We start from the raw sequence: 22,897 nt of genomic DNA on the forward strand, positions 1-22,897 counted from the left end.
CCTCGTGGGGGGAATTCGACGGGATGCACATGACCACCACCGGCAACGCCACGACACCCGCAGCAGGCGGATCCGCCCTCGGTGACCCTGTGCACGGCGTGGCCGTTCGCAGCGCCCCCGCGCTCGACGACTCGGTGCGGGTCGAGGGCGGGGTCGTCCGCATCCTCGACCGCCGGGTCTTCCCCGAGACCGTGAGCTGGGTCACCGCCACCGACGCCGAGGAGGTGGGTGCCGCGATCGCGGGCATGATCACGCAGAGCTCCGGGCCGCTGTTCGCCGCCTACGCCGGGCTCGAGATGACGGCGCTGCAGGTGGCGGGCCTCGCCCCCGATGCGGCACGCGAGCGGATGCGCGAGGCCGGTCGAGTGCTCGAGAGCGCTCGTCCCACGAACAACCACCCGCGCGAGGCCGTGGCCCACGTGCTCGCCGCGGTCGATGCCGTGGCCGGTGGAGGAGGCGCGAGCGACGCCGGAACCGCTTCGATCGTCGAGGCCGCCGTCGAAGCCGCCCGCGAAGGTGCCGCGATCTACCGCGACCGCAGCCGCCGCCTCGGCGAGGCCACGGTCGAGCTGCTGCCGGACGGCGCGCGCATCCTCACCCACTGCTGGATGGACACCTACCTGATCGAGTTCGTGCGCGCCGCCCGTGCGGCCGGCAAGCGCTTCGAGTGGGTGGCCACGGAGACCCGCCCCTACCTGCAGGGTGCTCGGCTGACCGCCCACACGCTCGCCGAGTTCGGGGAGCACGTGACCCTCATCACCGACGGCATGGGCGCCGCCGCGCTCGCCGCCGGCCACGACGCCGACTCGGGCCTCGAGCCGGGAGCACGGCACACGGCGGGCATCGGTCCGATCGACGCGCTCGTGACCGCGGCCGACCGGGTCTCGCTCGACGGCAGCGTCGTCAACAAGGTGGGAACCCTCGGTCTCGCGGTGGCCGCGCACACCTTCGGAGTGCCGTTCTACGCGCTCGTGCAAGCCCCGGATGCCGAGTCGCCCACGGCCGCCGACATCGTCGTGGAGTCGCGCGATCCGGACGAGGTGCTGCACACGCTCGGCCGCCGCACCGCGTCGTCGCTCGTGACCGAGGCCTGGTATCCGGCGTTCGACGTGACCCCGTCGCGGTTCGTGTCGCGCATCGTCACCGACCGGGGGGCGTTCGAGCCCGCGCGGGTCGGCGAGCTGTACGCAGCGGCGGGGGAGCGGGCGTGACCGCGGATGCGTCGGCCGGGTATGCGCTGCTGACCGATCGGGACAACGTCATCGCGCACCTGCACGAGCGGGGGCTGCTGCACCTCGTGGCGGGCGGGGATGGCGCAGGCGCGGTCGGTGGGGCTGAATCCGCCGCATCCATCGAGGTCGTCGAGGTGACCGCGGGCAACATGAACCGCGTCTTCATCGCCCGCGGGCCTGCCGGTTCGCTCGCCGTGAAGCAAGCGCCGCCGTGGGTGCAGGTGGCGGGCCCGGAGTGGCCGATCGACCCGTCGCGCATCGTCTCGGAGGCCCGCACCTACGAGCGGCTCGCCGAGCGCGTGCCCGAGTCGATCCCGCAGATCGTCGACTTCGACGAGAGCCGGTACGTGCTCGTCATGGAGGACCTCTCGGCCCTCGAGGTGCTGCGCGACGCCCTCGTGCGCCGCATCGCGACTCCGGACGACGCGCTCGAGATCGACTTCGAGGCCCTCGGTGCGGTCGTCGGCCGTTTCGTCGGTTCGCTCGCGGCCGCCACCTCGCGGCTGGCCCTCGGCGACGAGGAGCACGCGCGGCTCGTGGAGCTCGCCGCCAACCCCGAACTCTGCGCGCTCACGGTCGACGTGGTGCTCGACGAGCCGTACCGGGAGCACGAGCACAACCACTGGCATCCGGCGCTGTCGTCGAGGGTGCGCGAACTGTATGCCGACGACGACGTGCGCGAGGCCGTCGCCGCGGTGCGAGGTGCCTTCGATACACGGCATGAGGCGCTTGTGCACGGCGACCTGCACAGCGGATCGGTGATGATCGGTCGCGGCGGTGTTGACGGCGGGGCCGGCGGCGGTGCGGACGGCGGTGCTGTCGGCGGGCCGCAGCGCGTCGTCGTCTTCGATCCGGAGTTCAGCTTCGTGGGCCCCATCGGCCTCGATCTCGGCCTCTTCTGGGCCAACCTCGAGCTCGCGGCCATCGCGGCGTCGTCGGTCGGCGACGAGGAGCTGGCCCTAGAGCGCTATTCTGCGGTGCCGGCTTCGTGGGCCGCCTTCGCCGAAGTCTGGAGCGCGGCGGGGCATCCGCTGTCGTCGCTCCAGGCGATCGAGCGTGACGCCTGGCGCTTCGCCGGCGTCGAGGGCATCCGCCGGGCCGTGGGCTACTCGCACGCCGCCGACATCGAGTCGCTGCCCTCGGCTCTCGTGCCGGATGCCTCGGTGCGGCTCTTCGACGCCGCCCGTCACCACCTGCTCACCGGCGAGGCGGTGCGTTCGCAGCCGTTCGCCGCGGACGCCTGATGGGCGTCCCGAACTCCATCCGAACCCCGCCCACCACCCCGATCCCCTCGAGGAGCGCACCATGACCGAAGACCACACCCCCGCCCCCACCCCCGATCCGCTCGCCGTCTCGGCGCGCACCGTCGTCGTCGACATCGAGGGCACCACGAGCGCCGCCGGCTTCATCCTCGGCGACCTCTACGACTACGCCCGTCCGCGCCTGGCCTCCTGGATCGACGACCACGCCGACGACCCCGCCATCGCCGAGGCGCGGCAGCAGGTCGTGCACGACGCCTCGCTCGCCACCGACGCCTCGACCGAGGAGGTCGTGGCGGTGCTGCACGAGTGGATGGAGCGCGACGTCAAAGCCACCCCGCTCAAGACCATCCAGGGGCAGATCTGGGCGGAGGGCTTCGCGAAGTCCGAGATCTCGTCGCACTTCTTCGACGACGTCATTCCGAAGCTGCGGGACTGGCACGCCCACGGCGTCGGCCTCGCGGTGTTCTCGTCGGGATCGATCGCCTCGCAGGTGCCGTGGTTCCGGCACTCGCCCGACGGCGATCTCACGGGCCTCATCACCGACTTCTTCGACACCGTGAGCGCCGGACCCAAGAAGGAGCCCGCCTCCTACGACGCCATCGCGTCGTCGCTCGGTGTTCCTGCCGGCGAGCTCGTGTTCTTCACCGACAATCCCGGCGAGGTGGCGGCAGCCCTCGAGGCGGGGTGGCAGGTCGTGGCCTTCTCGCGCGCGGGCGAGCCCTTCTTCGAGGCCGACTTCGGCGAGGCGGCCGTGGTGTCGTCGTTCGCCGAGGTCGAGGTCGTCGCCCCGTGACCGCAGCGGATGCGCCGGGCGGGCTGAGCTCATCCGGGCACGTGTTCGGCGAGGGCGTCGTCGACGACGCGTCGCTCACGGAGGCGGGAGCCGCACTCGCGGCCGAGTCGGCGCGCTTCGCCGGCCTCGGCTGGATGCCCGGCACGGCGGGCAACCTCTCGGTCACCCTCGCGCGCGATCCGCTGCGGCTCGCGGTCACGGCCTCGGGCCTCGACAAGGGCGAGCTCACCGCGCGCGACATCGTGCTCATCGACGGCGACGGCGAATGGGTCCCGGATGCGCCGGGCGGGCCGGCATCCGTCACCTTCACCCAGCGGCTCGGGCTCGCCCGCAGGCCGTCCGCCGAGGCGGGACTGCACGCGCGGATCGCAGCGGTCACGGGAGCGGGTGCGGTCATCCACGTGCACGCGCTCGCGGCGGTGCGTGCGGCGCACGAGTGGCCCGAGGGCGTGGTGCTGCACGACCTCGAGATGCTGAAGGGAATCGGGCACTCGGCGCACGGCGAGCGCGTCGTCATCCCCGTGGTGCAGAACCACCAGGACATGGGCGTGCTCGGCGACGACTTCGAGCGCGTCTACCTCCGGCCCACCGCCGCCGACCCGGGGACCGGCACGGCCGCGGTCGCCGAGGTGCCGGCCCTGCTGGTGGCGAGCCACGGCATCTACGCTTGGGGCGCCGACCTCCGCCAGGCCCGCTGGCACCTCGAACTCACCGAGGCCCTCCTCCAGATAGCCCTCGCCACCCGCTGAGCGCCCCACGGCGCCGGATCGGTTCGAAAGCGCAAAGCTCGCGGGGGCCGGGGCGCTCCACGGCGCGGAGGTCGGGAGGGGTGCGGTTCTGAACCGTCAGAGGCCGAACGTGCGCTCGAGGAGGGTGCGGGTGAAGGCCGCGTCGACGGGCAGCGAGCGGCCGTCGAGCTCGCGCACGGGCGCGATCAGGCGCCCGCTCGAGAGCAGCCAGACGCCATCGGCCGTGGCGAGCTCGGCCGGGGCCATCACGGCCTCGGAGGTCTCGAAGCCGAGCGCGCCGAGCGTCTCGAACACGGCGGCCTGCGTGGTGCCCGCCAGGATGCCGAGGTCTGGACGCGGGGTGCGGAACAGGTCGCCATGGCGCACGAGCACGTTCGAGGTGGGACCTTCGAGCACGACGTCGTCGGTGCTCACGAAGATCACGTCGTCGGCGTCGCGGCGAGCAGCCTCGCGGAGGGCGGCCTTGTTGAGCGCGTAGGAGAGCGTCTTCGCTCCCTGCAGCAGCCACGGCGAGGTCTGCGCGATGTCGTGCCGGTAGCCGCGATCGAGTGTCACGACGCGGATGCCCGTGCTGCGCGCCTCGCTGTGATCGGTTCCGAAGAGCACCTGCACCCACCCGCTCGCTCGATCCGAGCCCTCGATGCCGCGGCTGTGCAGCAGCTTCACGAGCAGCTCGCGCTGCGGGGCGTGCGCACCGACCGCGAGCCGGGCGGCACGTGCGAACGCGTCGACATCGGGTTCGGGCAGGTCGAGCATGGCCGCCGAGTGCTTCAGGCGCGCCAGGTGCCGGGGCAGCTCGATGAACCGTCCGTCGATCACCCCGATCGACTCGAACACCCCGTCGCCCCGCGTCACCGCGAGGTCGGCCACGTTCACGGCCGCCTCCCGCATGGGCAGCACGGGCCCGACGCCGTCGGCCCCCGTCCCGGTCCCCACGAACACGACCAGATCCTCACCCGACACGCCACCGCTCATCCCCCAAGTCTCCCCCACCCGGCGGTCCCCCGCGCCCCGCCCGCCTCACCCACTTGACACAACTTGTGCCAAGTCGAGCGTTCTGAGCGCATCTACTGTCAAGTGGAGGGGATCGGATGCCGTGAGCTCCCGCGAAAGCGGACGGCGACGCGCTGCGGTGCCTAGGCCCTCAGGCGCGGATGGCGGCACGCAGCGTGGCGAGGGTCTCGGCCGAGAGGGCCTCCACGGTACGGATGCCGTGGCGGGTGAGCGCGAGCGCACGACCGGCGTGGAGCGCACCGCGCGCCGCCCGCTCACGGAGCTCCGGCGGCAGGGTCTCGATGTCGCTCGCCTTCGCGAAGCCCACGATGCGCCGGATCGTCTTCGCCGCGGCGAAGATCGCGGCGTCATCGCGGACGCCCTCGAGCAGGCTCTCGAGCACGTCGTCGCCCCACACCCGCGGATCGACGCGCGAGGGCCACAGCGCACGGTACTCCGCCTCGAAGGCGCCCCAGAGCCGGCCGGGCAGCTCGAGGATCTGCTCGGCCCGCTCACCCCCCCCGATCGCCTCGGCCCGAGCCGCCGCGAGCACGAGATTGGCCCAGAGCGCACCCAGGTCGAAACCGGTGGGCCCGACGAACCCGAACTCGCTGTCGAACGCCCGCACTGAAGCCGAAGCTGAAGCCGAAGCCGAAGCCGAAGCCGAAGCGGAAGCCGGAACCCCGCCCGCCGCCGGGCGCACGAAGACCGAGCCGGTGTGCAGGTCGCCGTGGATGAGGGACTGCGCCGTGGTCATGAACCGCCACTTCGCGAGCCCCATCTCGCGCACGAGCGCCGCATCGCCCTGGAGTGCCTCGACGTCGGCGACGTTGCCGGGCAGCACCACGTTGTGCGGATGCGAGATGTACGGCTCGGTGAAGACGAGGTCCTCCGTGATCTGGGCGAGCTCCGGATTGACGGCCCGCGCCACGAGCGCCTTGTGCTCGAGCGGATCCATGCCGAGCGGCGACGTCGCGAACGCCGTGCGCGCCACGTACCGGCCGATCTCCGCCGCCGCATAGCCGTGCACCCGGCCCTCGTTGAGCTCGTTGCGCCACACCCGGTGGTCGCTGAGGTCTTCGATGGCCAGCACGTAATGCGCTGAGTCGAAGTCGTAGAAGCCGGGCACGTGGGAGGGATCGGCGGCGGCGTGCGCCCCCAGCACCGTCGCCTCGCGCGCCGACCGCTCCCTGGTCATCGGCCACGACGGATCGGTGCGCACGTGCGGCAGCGACTGCTTGAGCACCACGGAGGCCCCGAACTCGTCGTGGATGATGAACACCAGGTTGAGATTGCCGTCGCCGACCTCACGCACGGAGGCTATGCGGGTCGCGTCGATGCGCGTCGCGAGCGCGGGACGGCTCGCGAGATAGGCGCCGACCGTCAGGGAGGTGAGCTGGGTGAAGTCGGAGTCGTTCATCGGGATCCCTGGACTACGAGGCGGACGTGGTCGACCCGGCGGTCACCACGGTGCGCCGGCGCGAGAAGGTGAAGCTGAACAGGAGGGCGATGAGCAGCACGATGCCCTTGCCGAAGTCCTGCGCGTAGTACGGCAGGCCCAGCATCGTGAACCCGGTCACCATCACGGCGATCAGCACGGCGCCGAGCGCGGTGCCCCACGCGTTCGGCCGCCCGATGCCGAGCACCGAGACGCCCACGAGGGCCACCGCCACCGCGTCGAGCAGGAGCGAGTTGCCCGCGCTCACGTCGCCCTGACCGATGCGCGCGGCGAGCAGGAGCCCCGCCACCGAGGCCAGCAGGCCGCAGCCCATGTAGGCGATCGTGCGGTACCACTGCACCCGGATGCCGGCGAGCCGCGCCGCCTCGGGGTTGGCCCCCACCGCGAACAGCGCACGCCCCCACCGGGTGCGCTCGAGCAGGAACCACAGCAGCACGGTGATGACGACGAGGATGATCACGGGAACCGGCACGGGCCCGATCGACCCCCGGTCGAGCCAGAGGAAGTCGGCGGTGAAGCGCCCGGGGGCCGTGGTGCCGTTCGAGAGCGTCATCTGCGACGAGATCGACTTGCCGTCGACGATGATGAGCTTGAGCCCCACGATCACGAACATCGTGGTCAGGGTGGCCAGCAGGTCCGGGATGCGTGCCACCACGATGAGGAACGCGTTGAGTGCGCCGATGAGCAGCCCGCAGACGAGCACGACCGAGACGGCGACACCACCGACCTGGTTGCCGATCACCATCGTCCACGCCGCGATCGACACCGCGAAGCCCGCGGAGGCGCCCACCGAGAGGTCGATGCCGCCGACGGTCATGGCGAGCATCACGCCGAGGCCCGCGATGGCCGTCGGGGCGATGAACTTGAGCATGCCGAAGAAGTTCTCGGGCGTGCGGAAGCTGGGCTCCGTGATGACGAAGAAGAGGATGAGGGCGACCGTGACCGCCACGAACCCCCACTTCACGACGACGGCGGCGACCCTCTCGGAGGTCTTCGAGGCCGAGATGCGATTGCGGGCACTCATGCGGGGGCTCCTTCGGGGGAGGACGGGTGCGCGGCGCCGAGGAAGGCGCCGATGACGCTCGCGCGGTCGGTCTCGTCGGCGTAGCGGTCGAGCTCGATGCGGCCGGCGACGAGCACGACGATGCGGTCGGCCACCTCGAAGATCTCGTCGACGTCGCTCGAGAGCACCACGGCGGCGGCGCCCCCGGCGGCGATCTCGGCGAGGCGTGTGCCGATCTCCCGCCGGGCGGCGATGTCGACCCCGCGGAACGGCTCGTCGAGCAGCGCCAGCCGCGGGCCCGCCGAGAGCCAGCGACCCACGACGACCTTCTGCTGATTGCCGCCGGAGAGGTCGTCGATCGACTCGTCGGGCCCCGTGGTGACGACCGAGAGGGTGTCGATGACGTCCTCCGCACGTGAGCGCTCGAGGCGCTTGGTGAGGAGGCCACCGACGCTCGAGGAGCGGAGGAACGGCACGGTCACGTTCTGCTGCACCGACCAGCCGGGCAGGATGCCCTGCCGCTGACGGTCTTCCGGAACCAGGACGACCCCGGCGTCGATCGCGTGACCGGGCCGCTTGGGGAAGTAGGGCGCGCCCGCCAGAGTGAGCGACCCGCCGAGAGGAGTGGCGAGGCCCGCGAGCGCCTCCGCGATCTCGGTCTTGCCCGCTCCGATCAGCCCGAGCACGCCGAGCACCTCGCCCGCGCGGATCTCGAGCGAGACGGGCTCCGACTCGGGCAGCAGCGTGACGCCGTCGAGCGTGGCCACGACCTCGTGCCCGCGCTGGGCGGCCCCGCGGTCGTGCGAGAGCTCGGCGGCGCGGCCGAGCATGTCGTGCAGGATGCCGTGCCACTCGAACGGGCGGGCGGAGTCGCTCTGCACCCGGCCGTCGCGGAGCACGACGACGCGGTCGGCGAGGGCTTCGATCTCGCCGAAGCGGTGGGAGACGTAGATGATCGAGAGGCCCTTCGCGCGGAGGGCGCGCAGCACCTCGAACAGGCGTTCCGCCTCGGCCGCGGTGAGGGCCGACGTGGGCTCGTCGAGGATGAGCAGCTGCGGGGTGCCGCGGAGGGCTCGTGCGAGCACCACGAGCTGGGCATCCGAGATGGCGAGACCCGCGGCGTCGCTGCCGAGCACGAGGTCCGACCACGACAGGCCGAGCGTCTCGAGAGCGGCGCGGGCATCGGTGAAGGCGGAGCCGCGGGAGCGCAGCGGCCGGCGGGAGGCCTGAGCGAGGTCGTCGAGGGTGAGGTTCTCGGCCACCGAGAGGCCGGGCACGATGCCGTCGGCCACCTTCTGGTGCACGGCCGAGACGCCGAGCCGTCGCGCCTGCACGGGCGAGGTGAGCTGCACGGCGTCTCCGCCGATCCGGATCTCGCCGCTGTAGCGGGGATTGGCACCCGAGAGCGCCTTGATGAGCGTGGACTTGCCGGCACCGTTCGCGCCGAGCAGGGCCACGATCTCGCCCGGGCGGAACTCGAGCGAGACGTCTGTCAGCACCACGTTCGATCCGTAGGCCACCGAAACGCCCGCGAGGGACACGACGCCGGCGCCGTGCCCCTCGAGGGCGTTCAGAGAGGGAGAGGTCATCCGGAGACCGCGGGGAGCCAATCCGCCACGACCACGTCGGAGAGCTCGAGGCTCGGCTCGGCGGCACGCAGCTCGGTGACGTTGGTGACCTCGTTCTCGGCGAGGAACTCCTGTGTGATCGTGATCGCCGGGAAGAGCACCTCGGTCTCGTCGAGCTCACCCGCGAGGCTGAGGGCGAGCGTGCGCACGACCGCGGCGCCCACGGCGGCGGGGTCGGTGGCCGAGGTGGCGACCCAGGGGCTGCCCTCCGCGTTCATGACCTCGAGGTCGGCGTTGGAGATGTCGATCCCGTACACCTTCACCTTGTCCTGGAGGTTGTTCTGCTGCACAGCCAGAACAGTACCCTTCGTGATCTCGTCGTAGGGGGCGAAGATCGCCTCCACATCCGGGTTCTGCTTGAGCGCCGCGTCGACCAGCGGCACGTTGTCGCTCGCGGTGGAGTCGGAGACCTCGCCGGTGGAGAACACGACGTCGAGGCCGTTGTCGGCCACGACCTGATCCCAGACCTCGGCGCGGCGGTCGAGCGGGGCGAAGCCGGTGGCCGAGACGTAGCCGACCTTCGCGCCCTCGCCCACGTCGGCAATGAGCTGCTCGAGCACGCCCTCGGCCATCGACTTGTCGGACTGCGCGGTGACGATGACGCCCTCGCTGTCGGTGAGCGCGAGGTCGTAGATGACGACGGGGATGCCGGCCTCGACGGCCTTCGTGACGAGGGGCTGGATGGTGTCGGTCTGCCCGTGGTCGACGATGATGGCGTCGGGCTTCGCGGCGATGGCCTGCTCGAGGTCGCTCGCGTGCTTGGCGTTGTCGTTCCGCGCATCCGTCACCTGCAGGTCGATGTTCGCGAAGGAGGCCTGCGCCTCGGCTCCGGCGCCCCAGGCCTCGAAGTAGTCGCCCGCACCGCTCTGGCGCACGAGGGCCACGGTGACGGGGTCGCCGTCGAACGGTGCCGGGAGCTCGGCCGACGCGGTGGGCGCCGTGCTCGCGCCGCTGGTGGCGGCGGGGGTGCCGCTGGACTGCGCGCAGCCGGTGACGGCGAGGGCGCCGGCGGCGACGAGGGCGGTGACGACCGCTGCTCTGCGGAGGATGGCCATGGGAGTCTCCTTCAGGAGGACGGGGTGCTCGGGATGGGTTGCGCCGGGGGTCGGCAGGTGCTGTGACTGCGACTCGATTCAACCGCGCGGGCGAGCCGCCGCACGAATCGTGTTGCGCTCTGTTACTCGTGCGCGCACGAGAGGGGACTGTGCAGGAGAGGAGGAATACCATGGAGGCATGACCCTCCTGACCGTGTGGAACGACAACGACCCCTCGACGCCTGAGCTGCAGACTCGCGACTTCGACACCATCCATGACGTGCTGGCCGGCCTCGGCGCCCGCTTCAGCCGCTGGGAGCTCAAGGAGCTGCCCGAGAACGCCACCCAGGAGCAGGTGCTCGAGCTCTACCGTGCCGAGATCGATGCCGTCAACGCCGAGCACGGCTACACCCTCGTCGACGTGGTCACGATCGAGCGGGAGGACACCGAGGAGTACCGTGCGCAGGCCGATGCCGCGCGCCAGAAGTTCCTCAACGAGCACCAGCACGACGACGACGAGGACCGCTTCTTCGCGAGCGGATCGGGTGTCTTCTACCTGCACGTCGGCGGCAAGGTGCACGCGGTGTTCTGCGAGGCCGGAGACCTGCTCTCGGTGCCGAAGGACACGACGCACTGGTTCGACATGGGCACGAACCCCGAGTACGTCTCGGTGCGCTTCTTCCACGACGACGACGGCTGGGTGGGCAACTTCACCGGCAGCGACGTCTCGAGCCGCTTCGCCACCTACGACGAGCTCGCCTCCGTCTCGGCCTGACTCTATCGAGACGTCACTTTCCACACATCCCGAGCCCGGGAGGCGTGAAAAGTGACGTCTCGGCGGTAGGGGCCCGAGGGGTCAGCCGAGCGATGCGCCGAAGAGCAGGCCCAGGAGGTAGGTGACCGCTGCCGCGCCGTAACCGATCGCGAGCTGGCGGAGGGCTCGGCGAAGGGGCGGTCCGCCCGAGAGCAGTCCCACCACGGCTCCCGTGCCGAGCAGGGCGAGGCCCACGAGAGCGGATGCCACGAGCACCGCGGGCAGGCCCGTCAGCCCGAACAGGTAGGGCAGCACCGGGATGATCGCCCCCGACGCGAAGAAGCAGAACGACGAGAACGCGGCCTGCCAGGCGGTGCCGATCTCCTCGTGCTCGTCGGAGGCGAGGGAGAGCGACCCCGTGCCCGTGCCGAGCGCGCCGCCTCCGGCCGGCCCCTCACTGCCCGGTGCCGTGATGCCGGCGTCGCCCGCGCGGGGCAGCCGGATGGCCGACGTCGCGGTCGTCAGGCCACCGAAGACGTCGAGCGCCCGTGCCTCGGCCGCCTCCTGGCTCATGCCGCGCGCCCGGTAGACGAGAGCCAGCTCGTTGGCGTCGACGTCGAGCAATGGCACCGCCGTGCTCGCCGAGGGGTCGGGCGTCGACGCGGCCAGCAGTTCCCGCTGCGAGCGCACCGACACGAACTCGCCCGCCCCCATCGAGAGCGCGCCCGCGAGCAGGCCCGCCACCCCCGTGGCGAGCACGACGCCGGCGGGCACCCCCGTGGCGCCGATGCCGAGCACGAGCGCGAGGTTCGAGACGAGTCCGTCGTTGGCACCGAAGACCGCGGCCCGGAACGTCCCCGAGAGGCGGCTGCGGCCCTTCGCGGCGAGCCCGCGCACCACCTCGCCGTGGATGCGCTCGTCGGCCGCCATGGCGGCGGTCGCGTCGTCGTCGGTGTCGTAGGGCGAGCGCGCCTCGGCGCGCTGCATGAGGGCGAGCACGAACACCGAGCCGAAGCGCCGGGCGAAGACACCGAGCAGGCGCGTGCGGACGTCGGCGCGCCGGGGCTTGCCCACGTCGTCCCCGAGCAGCTCCAGCCAGTGAGACTCGTGCCGCCCCTCCGCGTCGGCGAGCGCTTCGAGGATGGCGCGCTCGGAGCCCGTCCGCCGCTGCGCCAGCTCGCGGTACACCTGCGCCTCGGCGCGCTCGTCGGCGAGGTACTGCCGCCACCGGCGGAGGTCGGCAGCCGAGGGTCCGGAGGAGGGAGAGGGCCCGGAAGCGGGCGCAGAGAAAGAGGGCGACGTCATGGGGATCCCCTCCATCCTGGCAGTCGCCGCCCACGCCCACGGCCCCGGATGCCGCGACTCCCAGAATTTCGAGCTCCCGAAACGGCCTCGCCCTGGCCGCCTCAGGTTGCAGGCCCTACGTGGTGGCGGCGGCCCGGAGCAGGTGCAGGAGCTCCTCGCCCGCGAGGATCCCGCGCAGGCTCGTCACCTCGAGGTTGCCCGCCCGGTACTCCGCGTCGTGGAGCTCGCCGTGCGCGGGGCGGAAGGCGGCATCCGCCCCCTCGAGCATCGGCTGGTCGAGCAGCGAATCGCCCGCCGCGAGCACGCGCGGGCCACCGAGCCGCCTCGCGACCTCGGAGACCGCCTCGCGCTTCGTGAGCACCTTCGGCACGCAGTAGAGCTTGCGGCCCTGCACCGAGACCGCCCAGCCGAACGCCTCGCAGGTGAGCCGCAGCTCCTCGAGCCACTCGGCGGGCATGAGGTCGCGGTCGACGATCGAGTAGACGAAGAGGTCGTCGGCGATGTTGGTCTTGAGGATCCAGGCGGCCGCCGCGAGGTCGCCGAAGAGCGCGTGCACCTCGGCGAGCGGCGCGGTCTCGGCCGCGAGCCGGGCCCGCACGCCGTCGCCCCAGTCGGCGTCGCGCTCGCCGTCGACGAGGATCTCGCCGCCGTTGCTCGTGACCGCGAACCGGGGCGCGGCGCCGAGCTGCACGCGCCGGTACTGCGCGATCGTGCGGGTGGTCACGGGCACGAACTCGGCCTCCTGGCGGAGAGCGGCGAGGAGGCGCTCGGACTCGCGCGTCATGAACGAGATCGGCACCCCGTTCCAGAGCTCGGTGACCACGATCGGCGGCGCGAGGTCGTCCGGCGTCTCGAGCCAGAAGGCCTTGGGCGAGTAGATGAGCGTGCGGTCGAGGTCGCAGGCGACCAGCGGCCTCACTGCTCGCTCCCCGCGGGCGCGCCGGTGACCGGGTGGATGAGGCCCACGCAGCTGTAGGGCAGCCCGGGCACGTACTCCACGGGCACACCGCGCTGCTCGGCGAGCAGCAGCACGTGGGCGACGTCGTCGAGGGCGTCGGGCCGCACGAGCACCTTCCACGGCACGCGCCGGAGGAGCACTCGGGTGGTCTCGCCGACGCCGGGCTTGACGAGGTTGATGCTCTCGATCCCGTAGGCCTGCCGGATGCGCTCGACGGCCTCCCAGCCGGCCCAGGTGGGTGTGCGATCCTCGGCGAGGGCGGCCTCGACCTCGCGGGCGACCTCATCCTCGACGTCGTCGAACTCGGCGCAGACGGTGTCGAGCAGCTGCTCCGAGACGTCGTGGCCGGCGAGCTCCTGGTAGAACTTGGCGCCGTGGAACTGGTCGTCGGCGATCAGGTCGCGGTTGTAGACGGTGCGGGAGACGAGCCCCGAGACCGTCGAGTTGAGGCACGCGGAGGGGATGAGGTAGTCGTCGCGGGTGCCGAAGATGCGCACGCAGTGTCCGGGATCGGCGAGCACCGCGAGGTCGTCGGGAAAGCGCACGCCCTCGGTCTGCGCGTGCAGCTCGAGCGCGGCGGTGAGCTCGCGCGCGATCGCGCCCTTGCCCGTCCAGCCGTCGACGAAGGCCACCCGGGCCGGGTCGTGGTGGGCGGCGAGGTAGCGGAGCGCCGTGCGGTCCACCCCTACACCGCGCACGATGCTCATCGTGTAGTGCGGGGCGTCGACCCCGCGCATCCGCTTCGCCCAGCGGCGCATCAGGATGCCGATGGGGGTGCCGGCGCGGGCGAGCGAGACGAGCACGGGGACGTTCCCGCGTTCGGCGAGCACGAGGTCGGTGACCACGCCCACCGCCACCGCGAGCCGCCGGCTCGAGCGGGCGAGGGCGTCGCGGTAGAGCTCCTCGTACTCGGGCGAGGGGAGGTACTCGATCGGCAGCGACTCGGCGTAGTGCGCCTGACCGCTCTGGATGGCCTGCTCGCGTTCGGCGGCGGGCGCCTCGAGCACGGTGTCGCCGAGATCGGTGAGCAGCCACTCGACGTCGTCGGCCGAGTAGGAGCCGAAGGCCGGGCCGGTGAGCGGCTGGGGGAGGGCCGGTGCGGGGGCATCGGTCATGCGGAGGTGGTCCGTTCGTCGGGGAGGTCGAGGGCGTGGGGAAGGGTGCGATGCTGCACGGCGGATGCGGATGCGGATGCGGATGCGGATGCGGATGCGGATGCGGATGCGGATGCGGATGCGGATGATGATGCGGTTGAGGACCCGGCGGGCCGGCTCTCGGGGAGGAGTGCCACCACCACGCGGTCCGTGACCAGGCGGAGGGCCTCCACGGCGCCACCCGCGGCCAGAAGCCGCTCGCGGTCGACGCCGGGCTCCGGGAAGAGCACGATGGCACCGAAGCGCGAGCCGCCACGGGTGAGGTTGTAGGCGAAGCGGGGGCCGGGTCCGTCGAGCGTCGCGTCGTGGCTCGTGAAGACGATGGCCGAGGCGATGGCGTAGTCGGGCCGGTCGGTCACGGCGATGGGGGAGCGGGTGGTGGTGGAGAAGCGCACACCGTCGATGTGCCGGTCGAGTTCGGCGGCCACGGTGAGCGGAACCGCGATGAACTCCTCCGAGCCGACCACGAGCACGGTACCGGAACCGGCATCCGCACCGGCGTCGGCATCTGCACCCGGCAGGGCCGAGCGGATGCGCCGCGCGACCTCTGCAGCGAAGGCGGGGTCGAGGCGGCCTTCGACTCCGAAGCGCGCGCTCCGCACCGGAGCGACGTCGAGCTCCAGGGTCACGACCTCACCGAGTGCCGGGGCATCCGCGACGGGCGACGGGGCCGGCAGGCCGTCGATCACCGCACGGGCGCGCTGCAGCACATCGGTCGGCAGTGTGATCGCGCCGACCCCGAGGGCGATGACGGTGATGCGGGTGCCGAGCTCAGCGGCGAGCCCGTCCAGGGCGGCGCGATCGGCCGCCGAGCGCAGGTCGATGAGGGAGGCGACGACCCAGTGCTCCTGCGGGGAGTCGCGGTGCAGCGCCGTGATCGTGTTGCGCACGGTGCGGCCCGTGCTCAGCTCGTCGTCGACGAGCACGGTGGTGCCGCCGGCCGGCAGCCACGACGCACTCGTGCCGAAGAGCGCGGGGTCGGGGTAGAGCCGGTGGTCGCTCGCGTGCGAGTGCTCCTCCTCGAAGGCGGTGAAGTGCGCGCCGGGCACGTCGTGCCGGGTGGAGTGCAGGTAGGGCGAGCCGAGGGCATCGGCCACGAGGTGCCCGAGCCCGGTAGCGGTCTCGGCGTAGCCGATCGTCACGACCTCCGGATGCGCCGCGTCGGCTCCCGCACGACGCAGCAGCTCGACGAGGTCGTCGAGCTCGGCACGCTCGCCGGCGCTCAGGGGCTCGGTGGAGGCGAGCAGACGGCCGAACGTCTCGAAGGGCGCGGGGTCGGGCGACACCCCGGCTCCCTCGACCTGCGCCCGCGCGAGCAGCCCGAGGAGGCCGCCCGCCGCCACCGCGAGCCCCGGGACGGTCGGCACGTGCTTCGCCAGCACCGTCGACACGAGCAGCTGAGCCCGCTTGGGGTTGTCGCGGAGCGCGAGCCCCACGAGCTCCTCGAGCGGAACGAGGCTCCGCGAGGCATCCGTCTGCACCGAGATGCCCACGGCCTCCTGCACGAAACCGCCGGTCCAGACGCGGCCACGCGCATCCGGAGCCGGCGGGCCGGGCAGAGGGCTCACCGCATGCTCGTCTCGAGGAGGTCGACGAAGGTGGTCTCCTCGGCGGCGACACCGAACGCCTCGGCCCGGAGCAGAGTCTTACGGGCCCACGCCTGGTGCGGCTTCATCTCGTTCATCTTGTTGCGGTACGGCGACGCGGCGGCCCCGCCTCCCGGGCCGTCGGCGATGGCCAGCGCGTCGAGGTACTCCTCGTGACTGACCACCGAGAGAGCGTGCACGACCGGCACGTGGGTGGGGTGGATGACCGTCTTGCCGAGCAGGCCGTTGGCCTGGTCGAGAGAGATCTCGCGGATGAGCCCGTCGAGGCCGGCGAGCACGAGCCGCTGCCGCAGCTTCTTCTCGTTGGCCTCGGCGAACGGGGTCATGCGCAGCTGCGGCCGGAGCAGTCGCTCGGCGGTCTGGAAGTGCTCCCACACCGGCCCCGTGATCACGAAGTCGTCGGCGGGCCGGCCGAACACGTTCACGATCTCGGCGATCACGAACGACACGAGCGTGACGTCGTAGACCGTGAGGTCGCGGGAGCGCCGGAGCCCGAACGCGCTCGAGAGGTCGGTGGCGCCGATCCGCACCGCGAGAACGTCGTCGCGGTGCGCCTTCGTGACGTCGACGATGCTCTGCAGGGCGCGGTCGCGGGTCTCGGCGTGGATCATGGCGGGCGATTCGAGGATCGGCATGACCCTCAACCTCCGCCCGCCGCTCCCACCCGACTGGCCGAACTCGGCGTGGATGTCGTGCAGCGCGTCGAAGAACTCCTGCGCGTAGCCGTCCTCGTTCTGGTACTTCGGGATGACGAAGCCGCTCAGCAGGTCGAGACCTGCACCGCAGAGGTCCGCCATCCGCCGCATCTGGTCGGCCGATCGCACCCGGATGAACAGCAGCGGCAGCGCGGGCGGCTCGTCGCTCGCCGCGAGCCTGGCGAGCACGGAGAGGGCCGCGGCCACGTTGGCCTCGGCGAACTCCACCACGTCGTCGGCGATCGAGTCCTCGAGGCAGAGCACCATGCTGAAGCAGCCGTAGGCGCCCTGCTTGACGACATCGGCGACGAGGGTGGGCCGGGTGCCCGGGCTGTAGAGCGTGCCGCCGAGGGCGGAGGCGAGCAGTGCGGGAGGCGAGTCGACCTGGAGGTCGGCGGGCTGGCGGTGGAAGAGGCGGGCTGTCTCGTCCGGGTCGACGAAGCTGAAGTGGCGCACGTCAGATCGTCCGCGACCGACGAGGTGCCACCGAGGTGGTGGGAACGAAGCCGAACTGGCGCAGCACGGCCTCGAGCGGCAGCGGCTCCTCGAGAGGCTCGGCGCGCAGCTCGAGCACGCCGTCGATGCGCAGCAGCGAGAGCACCACCGGATGCGCGGGGTCGCCCGGGTGCACCGTGAAGCTCTCGTCGTCGAACAGCTGCACGCCGAGAGGTGCTCCGCTGCCCACGAAGAGCGCGCGCCGGAGCGAGCGCACGTGCCGGAGGGCGACGATCGCATCGCCCTCGTCGAAGCCCACGAGCGGTCGGTTGCCGGGGGTGACGACCGGGGTGCCCTGGGCGGCCCCGTCGAGCGTGAGCGATCCGGTCACGAGATCCGTCGACTCCCAGGCCGCGGCGGTGGCTCCCGAGACGATGAGGCTGCCGATGGCCGACTGCCGGGTGTCGAGCCGCAGCACGGGGTCGTCGGGGCCCAGTTCGCGCACGTCGTGCGCCGTGGGCGCGGGGAACGGCTGCGGGCCGCGGGGGCGGGTGGGGACGGAGGCGGCGGATGAGGAGGCGGAAGAGGCGGTCGGTGCGGCCGCGCCGGAGCCGCCGCCCAGATCGAGCCCGACCGACGGCGCCGGGCGGCTCGCGGGAGCAGGAGCAGCCGCAGCGGACCGGCTCCCACCCAGGTCGAGTCCCGTGGAGGCCGGAACGGAGGGCGCAGGCGCCGCCGCGGGCGCGGGCGGCACGGCGCTCGCCGCAACCGGCTCGGCCACGACGGCACGCGGCTTGACGCGCCGGCGCAGGAAGACGAGATCCGCCCGCTCCGGCGAGGTGTTGCGCGGCACGGCTCAGACGTCGATTCGGAAGTCGGAGGCGATACCCGCGAGCCCGGACGAGTAGCCCTGCCCGAGGGCGCGGAACTTCCAGTCGTCGCGGTGCCGGTACAGCTCGGCCAGCAGGAGCGCGCGGGTGCTGCGCGCCTCGGCCAGCGGCACGTCGAACCGCACGAGCTCGCGGCCGTCCGGCGTCGACACCTTCACCGAAGCGGAGCGCACGGGCGAGAAGTCGCCGGGCCCCCGCACATCCGGATCGACGTAGACGAAGAACGCGATCTTCGCGACCTCGGCGGGGATGCGCGAGAGGTCGACGTCGATCTCCTCGTCGTCGGCCTCCGATGCGAACGACACCGAGCCGTCGTCGCTCACGATCTGGTTGAAGAACACGAGGTGGTCGTCGCTCAGCGCCTTGCCGTCGTCGCCGCAGAGCACGGCGATCGGCACGAGCTCGGTCTGCGGACCGCGGCTCGGGATGATGTCCCAGCTGAATCCGACCATCACCGAGGTGAGCCCGGGGTTCTCGGCGGTGAGCGCGGCGTTGGCGCCCGCGACGAGCGAGGCCATCAGCGCCCGCCCAGCACGAGGCCCTCGTCGGGCGTCTGGAACTTGTCGGCGAGGAAGCGGCCGTGGGTGGAGAGCTCGGCGATCGCGCCGATGCGGATCTGGTTGAGCAGGTCGTGGATCGTCTCCTCGATCAGCTCGAGCTGCCGGGCGAAGAGCTCGGTTCCGCGCGACTGGTCGACCCGGTCGGAGGCGGGCAGCGCGAGGAAGGCGCGGAGCGGGGTGCTGATGTAGTCGGTGATCATGGCCTCCAGCAGCACGCGCTGCTCGGTCGAGGCATCCTGCGCCGCGATGGTCGCCACGACCACGCGCAGCAGATCGTCGATCAGCCGGAGCCGAGACGACAGGATCGCCGGCAGCTCCCGGCCCGCGCGGCGCTCGAGGTCACGCAGATCGTCGAGCTCGCGCGCGATGCGCTCGTCGTCCGACTCGTTCGCCGGCGGCCTGGGGCGGCGCACTCCGTCGACACCGGGGGTGCCGGCGGCGAGGGCCTCCGCGTGCTCGTCGCCCGCGGGCCGCACGTGCTCCGTCGGAGGGGTCGCGCCGTTGAGGATGGAATTGACCAGTCGTCCTAGCGCCATGACCGTCCTTCAGTCGTTCTCGGGATCCAGCGGGCCGTGGGTCAGCGCAGCTCGCCGAGGTCCTTGTTCTCCGACTGGCGGCTGCGCTCGAGGTAGGGCTTCGCGCGCTCGAGGCCGGTCTCGAGCGCGGTGACCGTGCCCTGCATGTTCTTGGCGGCCTCGGCTCGGAAGGTGTCGATGGCGTCCATCGTCTGGAACACGTTGTCGAAGGCCTTCTGCAGGGTCTCGACACTCACACCGGAGGTGGAGGCCTGCTGGTGGATGCGGGTGGTCTGGTCCTTCAGCATCTCGCTGGTCTGCAGGATCATGTTGTTCGTCGTGGTGTTGATGGCGTCGATCTGGTCGAGCACCATCTTCTGGTTCGCGAGGGCCTGGGCCACGATCACGGCCGTGCGGAGCGCGGCGATGGTGGTGGTGCGCGCGCGGTCGACGCCCTTGATGAGCTCGGTGTTGTTCTTGCGGATCAGGTCCATCGCGAGGTAGCCCTGCACCGAGACGGCGAGCTGGGTGAGGATGTCCTGGTGGCGCTGACGCACGGGGAACAGCACGTCGGCCTCGAGCTTCTGCGCCTCCTCGATGCGGCCCGCGGCGCGGCTCGCCTCGATCTTCTCGACACATGCGGCGTCGAGGGCCTTGGCGAACACCGCGTACTCGCTGAGCTGCTGCATGGTCTCCCAGAGCTGCACCTTCTCACCGGCGAGCGAGGCGTTGTCCTTCAGCAGCTCGTCCTGACCGGCCATGAGCGACTTGATGATCTTGTCGAGCTGGGTCTGGGCCGACTCGTACTTCTGGAAGTACTTCGCGAGCTTGTTGCCACCGGGGATGAACCCGAGGATCTTGCGCCCCACGCCGAGGTCGGCCTGGTTGGGCGTAAGGTCCTCCACCGTGCTGCGCAGGTCGCCCAGAGTGGTGGCGACCTTGACCTGAGCGCTGTCGCCCGAGCGCTTGGCGCCGGCCACCGAGGTGGAGGAGCGCTCCAGCATGCGGCTGGAGTAGCCAGAGGACTGCACCATCTCCTTGCCGCCGATCTGGGTGATCCCCTCCACCTTCGTGGTGAACTCGGGTGCCCGCGGATCCAGGCTCGCCACCTCGGCGATGAAGGCGCGGGCCTGGGACTGGATCTCGGTCTGCCGCTCGACGGGGACCGGCACCATGCCGGGGGCCTCGTCGGCCTTGACGATCTCCGGGGCCTCGGGGGCCTGCAGCACGAGGGAGGCCGCCTGGGTCTCGTCGGCGCTCGGGGGAGTGAGGGGCGTGCTCATGGCGATCAGCTGCTCTCAGGTCAGAGGATTCGAAAGAGGGTGTGTCGGGGAGCCCGGATCAGCCGAGCGGAACGCCGAAGTCGGCAGCGATGCCGGCGAGACCGGTGGTGTAACCCTGGCCGACGGCCTTGAACTTCCACTCGGCACCGTTGCGGTAGATCTCGGAGAAGAGCATGGCCGTCTCGGGAGCGGCGTCTTCGCTCAGGTCGAAGCGCACGATCTCCTGGCCGTCCTGGTCGACCACGCGGCAGTAGGCGCCGCGCACCTGGCCGAAGTTCTGGCGGCGCTCGTCGGCCTTGTCGATCGAGACCGCGAAGATCACGCGCTCGACATCCGCGCCCATCGACTGCAGGTCGACCGTGATCTGCTCGTCGTCTCCGTCGCCCTGGCCCGTGCGGTTGTCACCGAGGTGCACGACGGAGCCGTCGGCCGCGGAGGGCTGGTTGTAGAAGATGAAGTCAGCGCCCGAGCGCACCTTGCCGTTCGCACCCACGAGGAGCGCGGACGCATCGAGGTCGAACTGCTCGCCGCTCGTGGAACGCGGGTCCCAGCCGAGGCCCACGGTCGCGACCGTGAGGCCGGGGCTGGTCTTGGTGAGAGAGAGGTTGCTGCCCTTTTCGAGGCTGAGTCCTGCCATGATGATGCTCCTTCGTCGAGTTAGAGAGTCTGGGCGGCCGGGCCGAGCAGGTCCATGACCGAACGGCCGTTGGCGCGCTCACCGATCGCCTTGAAGCTCCAGCCGGCGCCCTCGCGCGAGACCTTCGACATGATCATGGCGGTGTGCGGGCCGGAATCGGTGAGCTGGTAGCGGGCGACCTCGGGTGAGCCGGGGGTCGAGTCGTCGACCACGCGGCTGAACGCGTTCTTGACCTGGTCGAACGTCTGCCGGCTGTAGCTGGAGATCACGAAGACGATCTGAGCCACCGCGGGGGAGACCTTCGAGAGGTCGACCAGGATGGTCTCGTCATCTCCGTCGCCGGCGCCCGTGAGGTTGTCGCCCGTGTGCGAGGCCGATCCGTCTTTGCTCTTGAGCTGCTGGAACCAGATGGTGTCGAGCACCTTGCCGGTGGCGTCGAAGAAGATGGCCGAGGCGTCGAGGTCGACCTCGGCGCCGCCGGTGAGGCGACCGAAGAGCCCCTTCTTGACCGGCGCCGCGCTGTCCCAGCCGAGGCCGAGGCGGATGCGCGTGAGCGCTCCTCCGTCGTTCTTGGTGAGAGAGAGCGACTGACCTTTTTCAAGACTCAGACCCATGGGTGACTCCTTGCTGCTTCGAATCGATTCGCTGTCATCGTGCACGTTCAGGTTTCGGGTCCCGGAGGCGCACTGCCTACGTTAGTAGGAACGCCTCCGGGTCCGCTCGGAACAGAGCCCGATGGTGCTGCTAGTTGAGGCCCTTCGAGTCGGCGCTCTGGGTGCCGCGGAGCTCGTGGGCCTTCGCGAGACGCTCGGCGAGCTCCTCGTCGTCTGCCGCCTTCTCCTGGTACTTCGGGGCGAGGCCGGCGATCTGCTTCTCCCGCTCGAGCACACGGGCGTAGGTGGTCTCGCGGGCCACGTCATCGCCCTTGTAGTCGTGCTCGATGTACTTCTTGGCCTGGGCGCCGGCATCGCTGATGACGGTGTGCGCGCGGCCGGCCGGGCTGAACAGCGACAGCATCACCGTGATGGTGAGGATGCCCACGATGACCAGGAGCGAGAGGCCGGTGCTGATCTCGAACACGGGCACGTGCTCGCCGCCGTTGATGAAGGGCAGCGTGTTCTCGTGCAGCGCGTGCAGCACGAGCTTGACGCCGATGAACCCGAGCACCGCGGCGAGGCCGTAGCTGAGGAAGATGAGCCGGTCGAGCAGTCCGTCGATGAGGAAGTAGAGCTGACGCAGGCCCATGAGCGAGAACGCCGTGGCCGTGAACACGATGAAGGTGTTCTGGGTGAGGCCGAAGATGGCGGGGATGGAGTCGAGCGCGAAGAGCAGGTCGGTGCCACCGATGGCGACCATGACCAGCAGCATCGGGGTGAGCACCTTCTTGCCGTTCTCCACCGTGACGAGCTTGTCGCCGTCGTACTTGTCGGTGGTCTTGAACAGGCGCTTGGCGAGACGGATGACGAAGTTGTTCGCGTCGTCGCTCTCCTCCTCGGGCTTCAGCAGCTTGATGGCCGTGAAGATGAGGAAGGCGCCGAACAGGTAGAACAGCCACGAGAACGAGTTGATCAGCGCGGCGCCGAGGAAGATGAACCCGGTGCGGGCGATCAGCGCGAAGACGATGCCGAAGAGGAGCACCTTCTGCTGGTCGGCGCGGGGCACCTTGAAGCTCGCCATGATGACGAGGAAGACGAAGAGGTTGTCGACCGAGAGCGCCTTCTCCGTGATGTAGCCGGCGAAGTACTCCGAGCCGAGCGTGGGCCCGCCGAACAGAAGAACACCCACGCCGAAGACGACCGCGAGCCCCACGTAGATGGCCGACCACTTGGCGGCTTCGGGGAGGGTCGGTTCATGGGCCTTCCGCACGTGGAAGAAGAAGTCGAAGGCGAGCAATCCGAGGATGCCCACGATGGTGAGCAGCCAGACGTAGGTGGGGATTTCCATGGGTTCC

22 protein-coding genes are annotated in these 22,897 nt (G+C 71.1%); 5 read left to right on the forward strand and 17 right to left on the reverse strand.

Going from position 1 to position 22,897, the window contains the following annotated elements:
• The first annotated feature begins 29 nt into the window (after window positions 1–29).
• From N1028_RS14675 to mtnB, 4 genes are all read left to right on the forward strand, one after another.
• Window positions 30–1,211 (forward strand): translation initiation factor eIF-2B alpha/beta/delta subunit family protein, encoded by a 1,182-nt coding sequence (locus N1028_RS14675; protein ID WP_259530113.1) that lies wholly within the window; start codon window positions 30–32, stop codon window positions 1,209–1,211.
• Complete coding sequence (locus tag N1028_RS14680; RefSeq protein WP_259530114.1) at window positions 1,208–2,476, forward strand: phosphotransferase; 1,269 nt, start codon at window positions 1,208–1,210, stop codon at window positions 2,474–2,476. The genes N1028_RS14675 and N1028_RS14680 overlap by 4 nt, the downstream gene beginning before the upstream one ends.
• Before the next feature lie 61 nt (window positions 2,477–2,537).
• Window positions 2,538–3,287 carry an acireductone synthase gene (gene mtnC / locus N1028_RS14685; protein ID WP_259530115.1) on the forward strand — a complete coding sequence of 250 codons (750 nt, stop codon included), beginning with the start codon at window positions 2,538–2,540 and terminating at the stop codon, window positions 3,285–3,287.
• Window positions 3,284–4,036 carry a methylthioribulose 1-phosphate dehydratase gene (mtnB, locus tag N1028_RS14690; RefSeq protein WP_259530116.1) on the forward strand — a complete coding sequence of 251 codons (753 nt, stop codon included), beginning with the start codon at window positions 3,284–3,286 and terminating at the stop codon, window positions 4,034–4,036. Before mtnC ends, mtnB begins: the two co-directional genes overlap by 4 nt.
• 96 nt (window positions 4,037–4,132) lie before the next feature.
• Here mtnB and N1028_RS14695 read toward each other — a convergent pair whose 3' ends face one another.
• The 5 genes from N1028_RS14695 to N1028_RS14715 form a co-directional block, all read right to left on the reverse strand.
• Window positions 4,133–5,011 carry an aminodeoxychorismate lyase gene (locus N1028_RS14695; protein WP_259530117.1) on the reverse strand — a complete coding sequence of 293 codons (879 nt, stop codon included), beginning with the start codon at window positions 5,009–5,011 and terminating at the stop codon, window positions 4,133–4,135.
• A gap of 169 nt (window positions 5,012–5,180) precedes the next feature.
• A complete protein-coding gene (locus tag N1028_RS14700; RefSeq protein WP_259530118.1) occupies window positions 5,181–6,449 on the reverse strand; it encodes an S-methyl-5-thioribose kinase in 1,269 nt (422 codons plus the stop codon).
• A gap of 13 nt (window positions 6,450–6,462) precedes the next feature.
• Entirely contained in the window at window positions 6,463–7,512 is a 1,050-nt protein-coding gene (locus tag N1028_RS14705; protein ID WP_259530119.1) for an ABC transporter permease, read from the reverse strand.
• Window positions 7,509–9,080 carry a sugar ABC transporter ATP-binding protein gene (locus N1028_RS14710; RefSeq protein WP_259530120.1) on the reverse strand — a complete coding sequence of 524 codons (1,572 nt, stop codon included), beginning with the start codon at window positions 9,078–9,080 and terminating at the stop codon, window positions 7,509–7,511. The genes N1028_RS14705 and N1028_RS14710 overlap by 4 nt, the downstream gene beginning before the upstream one ends.
• Window positions 9,077–10,174, reverse strand: a complete 1,098-nt coding sequence (locus tag N1028_RS14715) for a substrate-binding domain-containing protein (protein WP_259530121.1) — start codon at window positions 10,172–10,174, stop codon at window positions 9,077–9,079. Before N1028_RS14715 ends, N1028_RS14710 begins: the two co-directional genes overlap by 4 nt.
• 178 nt (window positions 10,175–10,352) lie before the next feature.
• Between N1028_RS14715 and N1028_RS14720 the strand changes: the two genes are divergently transcribed.
• Entirely contained in the window at window positions 10,353–10,928 is a 576-nt protein-coding gene (locus N1028_RS14720; RefSeq protein ID WP_259530122.1) for a 1,2-dihydroxy-3-keto-5-methylthiopentene dioxygenase, read from the forward strand.
• An 81-nt stretch (window positions 10,929–11,009) separates the two neighbouring features.
• On the opposite strand, the gene N1028_RS14725 is transcribed toward N1028_RS14720, so the two are convergent.
• The 12 genes from N1028_RS14725 to N1028_RS14780 all read right to left on the reverse strand — a co-directional run bounded on the left by N1028_RS14725 (window position 11,010) and on the right by N1028_RS14780 (window position 22,890).
• Complete coding sequence (locus tag N1028_RS14725; protein ID WP_259530123.1) at window positions 11,010–12,212, reverse strand: VIT1/CCC1 transporter family protein; 1,203 nt, start codon at window positions 12,210–12,212, stop codon at window positions 11,010–11,012.
• A gap of 115 nt (window positions 12,213–12,327) precedes the next feature.
• Window positions 12,328–13,131, reverse strand: coding sequence for an HAD family hydrolase (locus tag N1028_RS14730; protein WP_259530124.1), 804 nt, complete (start codon window positions 13,129–13,131; stop codon window positions 12,328–12,330).
• Window positions 13,128–14,285, reverse strand: a complete 1,158-nt coding sequence (locus tag N1028_RS14735) for a cysteine protease StiP family protein (RefSeq protein ID WP_259530125.1) — start codon at window positions 14,283–14,285, stop codon at window positions 13,128–13,130. Before N1028_RS14735 ends, N1028_RS14730 begins: the two co-directional genes overlap by 4 nt.
• Window positions 14,282–15,892, reverse strand: a complete 1,611-nt coding sequence (locus N1028_RS14740) for a phosphoribosyltransferase domain-containing protein (protein ID WP_259530126.1) — start codon at window positions 15,890–15,892, stop codon at window positions 14,282–14,284. The genes N1028_RS14735 and N1028_RS14740 overlap by 4 nt, the downstream gene beginning before the upstream one ends.
• The gene (locus N1028_RS14745) at window positions 15,889–17,082 is read right to left on the reverse strand and encodes an HpcH/HpaI aldolase/citrate lyase family protein (RefSeq protein ID WP_259530127.1); all 1,194 of its coding nucleotides are present in this window, start codon (window positions 17,080–17,082) and stop codon (window positions 15,889–15,891) included. Before N1028_RS14745 ends, N1028_RS14740 begins: the two co-directional genes overlap by 4 nt.
• 1 nt (window position 17,083) lies before the next feature.
• A complete protein-coding gene (locus N1028_RS14750) occupies window positions 17,084–17,914 on the reverse strand; it encodes a hypothetical protein (protein ID WP_259530128.1) in 831 nt (276 codons plus the stop codon).
• Between the two features lie 3 nt (window positions 17,915–17,917).
• Window positions 17,918–18,469 carry a TerD family protein gene (locus N1028_RS14755; RefSeq protein ID WP_259530129.1) on the reverse strand — a complete coding sequence of 184 codons (552 nt, stop codon included), beginning with the start codon at window positions 18,467–18,469 and terminating at the stop codon, window positions 17,918–17,920.
• Window positions 18,469–19,047, reverse strand: coding sequence for a hypothetical protein (locus N1028_RS14760; protein WP_259530130.1), 579 nt, complete (start codon window positions 19,045–19,047; stop codon window positions 18,469–18,471). Before N1028_RS14760 ends, N1028_RS14755 begins: the two co-directional genes overlap by 1 nt.
• 41 nt (window positions 19,048–19,088) lie before the next feature.
• On the reverse strand, window positions 19,089–20,309 hold the full coding sequence (locus N1028_RS14765) for a toxic anion resistance protein (RefSeq protein ID WP_259530131.1): 1,221 nt from the start codon (window positions 20,307–20,309) through the stop codon (window positions 19,089–19,091).
• A 58-nt stretch (window positions 20,310–20,367) separates the two neighbouring features.
• Window positions 20,368–20,946 (reverse strand): TerD family protein, encoded by a 579-nt coding sequence (locus N1028_RS14770; RefSeq protein WP_259530132.1) that lies wholly within the window; start codon window positions 20,944–20,946, stop codon window positions 20,368–20,370.
• Window positions 20,947–20,966: 20 nt separating this feature from the next.
• On the reverse strand, window positions 20,967–21,560 hold the full coding sequence (locus N1028_RS14775) for a TerD family protein (protein WP_259530133.1): 594 nt from the start codon (window positions 21,558–21,560) through the stop codon (window positions 20,967–20,969).
• A 130-nt stretch (window positions 21,561–21,690) separates the two neighbouring features.
• The gene (locus N1028_RS14780) at window positions 21,691–22,890 is read right to left on the reverse strand and encodes a TerC family protein (RefSeq protein WP_259530134.1); all 1,200 of its coding nucleotides are present in this window, start codon (window positions 22,888–22,890) and stop codon (window positions 21,691–21,693) included.
• Between the last annotated feature and the right edge of the window lie 7 nt (window positions 22,891–22,897).

This window comes from Herbiconiux oxytropis (genome assembly GCF_024979315.1).
In the GTDB taxonomy this organism is placed as follows: domain Bacteria; phylum Actinomycetota; class Actinomycetes; order Actinomycetales; family Microbacteriaceae; genus Herbiconiux; species Herbiconiux oxytropis.